4 protein-coding genes are annotated in these 5,422 nt (G+C 62.2%); all 4 read left to right on the top strand.

The window, feature by feature from the left end; all coding sequences use genetic code 11:
* Positions 1 to 162: 162 nt before the first annotated feature.
* A complete protein-coding gene (locus AB7F49_RS37845) occupies positions 163 to 453 on the top strand; it encodes a DUF485 domain-containing protein (protein WP_428532687.1) in 291 nt (96 codons plus the stop codon).
* The gene (locus AB7F49_RS37840) at positions 450 to 2,207 is read left to right on the top strand and encodes a cation acetate symporter (protein ID WP_428532684.1); all 1,758 of its coding nucleotides are present in this window, start codon (positions 450 to 452) and stop codon (positions 2,205 to 2,207) included. Before AB7F49_RS37845 ends, AB7F49_RS37840 begins: the two co-directional genes overlap by 4 nt.
* Before the next feature lie 396 nt (positions 2,208 to 2,603).
* On the top strand, positions 2,604 to 4,496 hold the full coding sequence (gene istA / locus AB7F49_RS37835; protein WP_428532681.1) for an IS21 family transposase: 1,893 nt from the start codon (positions 2,604 to 2,606) through the stop codon (positions 4,494 to 4,496).
* On the top strand, positions 4,489 to 5,307 hold the full coding sequence (gene istB / locus AB7F49_RS37830) for an IS21-like element helper ATPase IstB (RefSeq protein ID WP_428532678.1): 819 nt from the start codon (positions 4,489 to 4,491) through the stop codon (positions 5,305 to 5,307). Before istA ends, istB begins: the two co-directional genes overlap by 8 nt.
* Positions 5,308 to 5,422: the final 115 nt, after the last annotated feature.

The raw sequence follows: 5,422 nt of genomic DNA, 5'->3' as shown, positions 1-5,422 counted from the left end.
CGAATTCTACGCTACGGGACCGACCTCGCTTGGGAACACAAAGTCAGGCTAGGTCGCCTTCGGGGTTGCGCCACCTGCCGAATCCCTGGGCGTGCAAGTTGGGCGGGAAACCGCTATTCTGACGCCTCGCGCACCCCCCTCTTCGACGGGACTTTCTCGCACATGCCCGACTTTCATCACGTTTCCAGGACCGCGGACGAGGTCGCCTCGCCGCGGCGCACCCGACTCGGACTTTGGTTGTTTGCGATTTACCTCGCGCTCTACGTGGGCTTTGTTGCGCTCAATGCGATGGCGCCGGATCGGATGTCTTGGACGCCATTGCTGGGGATCAACGTCGCGGTTCTGTACGGCCTGGGCTTGATCCTCGCGGCGTTCTTGTTGTCGCTCATTTATGAGGTCCTCTGTCGCCGCATCGAGCGCCTTGATGCGCGCGAGGAAGGGGACGCGCAGTGATTTTCGAACCATCAACGACCGCGGTCGTCGTATTTCTGCTCTTCGTCGCCGCCACCCTTGGCATCAGCTTTAAGCTCGGTGCGCAGGCGAAATCGACGAAAGGTTATTTCGCCGCCGGCGGGAGCATCCCGTGGTTCGTGAACGGCGTCGCCTTCGCCGGAGATTATCTTTCGGCCGCGTCGTTTCTCGGCATCTGCGGGATGATCGCGTTCTACGGCTACGATGGATTTCTGTATTCGATCGGCTACCTGGCCGGTTGGATCGTGGCGCTGTTTGTGATCGCCGAACCGATTCGCCGGCTCGGCAAGTATACGTTCGCCGATGCGCTCGACAGCCGCTTTCACTCGCGATCGATTCGGCTCTCGGCCGCGATCAGTACGCTGGTGGTGAGCCTCTTCTATCTGATTCCGCAGATGGTCGGGGCCGGGGCCCTCGTGAAGCCGCTGCTGGGCTTTCCACACTGGGCAGGCGTGAGCATTGTCGGCGCCGTGGTGATTCTGATCGTCGTTTCCGCCGGAATGGCTTCCACCACTTACGTGCAGTTTCTCAAAGGATCGCTGCTCGTGTTTTTCAGCGGCATCCTGACAGTGATGATCCTGCAGCGCGGGCTCACCGTGGGCGAGCATTATCGTCCCGGCGCGAAGGCCGGCGATCCCTTCGCACGCACGCAGACGTTGCGTGTGACCGCCGACGGGCAGCGCATCGTGAACGGCTTGCCGCAGGGGCATGGGCCTGGCGAAGGCGATTTCTGGCCGATCGGACACGTGAGCACATTGCCGGACGGAAAACTCGAAACCGGCCCGCTCGGCCCCTTGGAGTTTCTCGCCGTCCTCCAGCAAAGTGAAGTGGTCCTGTGGTCTTCCGCGACGACCAAAGAAGCGGACGGCAGTACACTTACTACTTTTACTCCGCGCGCCACACCGGGGGCCGAGGTGCTGCGGCCGGGCAACAGCCCTACGTTCAAAGGGGTCCGCAGCGAGCGGATTCAAGACAAACTGAATTTCCTGTCGCTGATGCTCGCCCTGTTCTGCGGCACGGCATCTCTGCCGCATATCCTGATTCGCTATTACACGGTGAAAGACCAGGCCGCGGCGCGAAAAAGCACCGTGGTGGGGATCGCAAGCATCGGGTTGTTCTATATTCTCACGCTCTATATGGGCCTCGGCGCGATGACCAGCGGGGCGATCGACGTCACGAACAGCAACATGGCCGCGCCGCTGTTGGCCCGTAGCATGGGCGAATTGCTGTTCGCTTTGATCTCGGCGATTGCGTTTACGACGGTGCTGGGCACGGTGAGCGGGTTGATCGTCGCCGCCAGCGGGGCCGTGGCGCACGATATCGCGGCGAGCGTGTTTCGCGTCAACCTGACGGACCACGAGAAGATCCGGATCGCGAAGATCGCCGCCGTGGTGGTCGGCGTGCTGGCGATGGCGCTCGGCATTTTGTTCGAGAAAATGAACGTGAACTTTCTGGTCGGCTGGGCGTTCAGCGTGGCGGCGTCCGCGAACTTGCCATCGCTGGTGATGTTGCTTTTCTGGAAAGGGACGACGAAGCAGGGAATCACCGCGGCGATCCTCGTCGGCATGCTCTCGTCGCTGGCCTGGATTCTTCTCTCAGGCGATACGTTCCGAGACATTTACGGCCTCGACCCCGGCACGGCTCCGGCGCCGTTCAGTCAGCCGGGCATCGTGACGATCCCGCTGGGGTTTGCGACGGTGATCGCGGTGTCGCTGCTGACGCGCAGTCGGGGTTGAGGAGGATTTGCCCGCGAAACACACGAAAGGGGAGGAGTCAGGAGCTCGGAGTTCGGAGTTCGGAGAGTAGGATGGCGGGCCTGGGTTGTGTTGCGTGCGATGGTTTGGCTGGGGGAGGCGTTGAGCAATAGGCAGAGTCGAATGAGCTGCGCCGGCCCGCCGTACGAATCGCGCTGTAACGCAACGGTTCTTGCTACTTGCTTCTAACTCCTAGCTCCTGGCTCCTATTCTTTCGCGTGTTTCGCGGGCCTTTGTTGGGCATGGCACGTTTTGTTGGTGTCAGTCGGCGCTCAAAACCAGCCGCCAATCGGCGGATGAAAACCAGCCAGCTTGAGTAGTTTGGGGTTCGGCCTATGGGCCTTCTGAGCGGCAATTTCGCCGCGGAAGGAGGCTTGGATGGCGAATCGACTCAAGATGGCCACAGTACAGTCGATACTTTCGTTGCACGCGCGCGGCTGGTCGCAGCGGCGGATTGCGCGCGAGTTGGGCGTGGACCGCGAGAGCGTCGCGCGGCACTTGCGGCTGGCCCGAGAATCCGCGCCGGCGGCGCGATCGGACCTGGCGAACCCAGAACCGGTCATTGCGCCGATTTCGAGTGCCGGGTCTGCGGAGCCAAAACCGGCCAAAGCGCCGCTGGAGCCCGCCGGGTCGCCGGATTCAAAACCAGCCAATGCGCCGATTTTGGCCACCGGGTCGGCGGCGCTGGAAACGTTGCTCGGAGCGCCGAGTGAGGCGACCACCAGTGGCCGCCAGAGCGACTGCGAGCCGTGGCGCGAAGTGATTCAGGCGAAGCAGGCCGCGGGCTTGTCGGCGCGGCGGATTCATCAAGACCTGGTAGCCGAACACGCGGCTGAGGTGAGTTACGACAGCGTGCGGCGATTTTTGCGCCGGCTGGGTTGGGTGCGGCCGTTGCCGTTTCGGCGCATGGAATGTGCGCCGGGGCATGAGGCGCAAGTCGATTTCGGCACCGGCGCGCCGATCGTCGGCGCGGATGGTAAGCGGCGTCGCACACACGTGTTTCGCATCGTGCTGTCGCATTCGCGGAAGGCGTACAGCGAAGTCACCTACCGCCAGACGACCGACGACTTCCTGCACGCGCTCGAAAATGCCTTCCACCACTTCGGCGGCGTGCCGCAGACGCTCGTGATCGACAACCTGAAGGCGGCGGTCAAGCATCCGGATTGGTTCGATCCGGAGTTGGTTCGCAAAGTGGCCGCCTTCGCCGCGCATTACGGCACGGTGATCTTGCCGACGAAACCGTACACGCCGCGGCACAAGGGAAAGGTCGAGCGCGGCATCGACTACGTTCAGGAGAACGGACTTCGAGGGCGCACGTTCGTAAGTCTGGCGGCGGAGAACGAACATCTGCTCGACTGGGAAGCGAAAGTCGCCGACACCAGGATTCACGGCACGACCAAGCGACATGTCGGGCGCGTGTTCGAGGAAGTCGAGCGACCAGCGCTGCTGTCACTGCCGCGGGAACGCTTCACGTCGTTCCACGAAGCGCAGCGGAAGGTCAGCCGCGACGGTCACATCGAGGTGGCCAAGGCTTACTATTCTGTACCTCCGGAGTATGTCGCGCGCACGGTCTGGGTCCGCTGGGACGCGCGGCTGGTGCGGGTGTTCAACCACCGCTTCGAGCAGCTCCGCGTGCATGCGCGGCAGGAGCCGGGGCGCTTCAGTTCCTCATACGACGACCTGCATCCGCAGAAGATCAGCGGCCTGGAGCGCGGCGCCGCGTATCTCTTGAAGAAGGCCAGCGTGATTGGTCCACACACCGAGCGTTGGGCCGAGGCGATGCTCACGGCCCGTGGCATTGAAGGCACGCGCGTGCTGATGGGACTCTTGAGTCTCACCAAGAAGCATGCCGGAGAAACGCTGGAAAACGCCTGTGAAACGGCCCTTTCCTATGGCGCGTTTCGACTCCGCACCTTGAGACAACTGCTCAACCGAGGCGCGGCAAAACAGACGCCGCTGCCGTTCTTGGACGAGCATCCGTTGATTCGCCCGCTCGACGATTACGCGCGGGTCGTCGCCGCCGCGCTGGTGCGTCAAGAAGACGCGCGTCGCGCAGGTTTTTTGAGGCATGGCTCGGGCGTTCGAGGCGTGATTCAACAAGCGAGCCCCGATGGCTTCGACCATCAGGGCTCTGGCGTCTGCTCGACGCGCCCTCGATCCAGTTATCCCTCGCCAGGTTGCGCCTCCGCAGAGCCTGGCTCCGTTTCACCGGACGCTTCCAGCGTAGTTCCGATCGTCCCTCTTCACCAGGAGAAATCCACTCATGCATGACCGCCTACAATCCACGCTCCGACAACTCCGCCTCTCCGGGCTCGCGCAAACACTCGACGTACGACTCCAAGAAGCGGTCGGCCATCAGTTGTCGCACGCCGAGTTCTTGGAACTGATCCTGCAAGACGAACAGCTCGTCCGCAGTGAACGGCAGATCGAGCGCCGCGTGAAGGCAGCGCAGTTCCGCGAAGTGAAACCGCTCGACGAATTCGACTTCGCCTTCAATCCGTCGATCCAGAAGAAACAGATCTTCGAGCTGGCCACCTGCCGCTTCATCCGCGAAGCCCGCGACGTGTTGCTCTTGGGACCGCCAGGTACGGGAAAATCCTTCTTGGCCCAGGCCATCGGTTATCAAGCCATCAAACAAGGCTACGTCGTGCTCTACCGCTCGATCTTCGACGTGGTCCGCGACTTCCTGCATGACGAGGCGCTCGGCGAAGACGACAAGCTGCTCGCGCGATATCTCAAGCCGGAGCTCGTGATCATCGACGACATGGGCATGAAACAACTGCCGCGTCGGAGCGGTGAAGTGTTGTTTGAGATCATCATGCGCCGCTACGAAACGCGTTCGACGATGATGACCAGCAACCGACCACTCGAAGATTGGGGCAAGCTGGTGGGCGACGTTCCCAGCGCCACCGCCATCCTCGACCGCTTCCTGCACCACGCGGAAGTGATCCAAATCACCGGCAAGAGCTACCGCCTCCGCCAGCAGGCCGGCGCCGGTAGCGAAGCACTCGCCGAGAACGAAGCAGCCAGCAGCAAGAAGAAAACCACCAAGACCGCCGCTCCCACCACCGCGCCGGCCTGATACTTCCACTCGGCAAAACCCTTGCCAACGACACCGTCACCGACGAAGATCAACACCAACCGCTGGCCGGTTCTGAAGCGCCGATGACTGGCTGGTTATGAAGCGCCGATTGACA

The sequence above is a fragment of the Pseudorhodoplanes sp. genome (assembly GCF_050250235.1).
GTDB lineage: Bacteria > Pseudomonadota > Alphaproteobacteria > Rhizobiales > Xanthobacteraceae > Pseudorhodoplanes.
The sequence above is the reverse complement of the archived record's forward strand: the minus strand, read 5'-3'. Positions and strand labels throughout refer to the sequence as shown.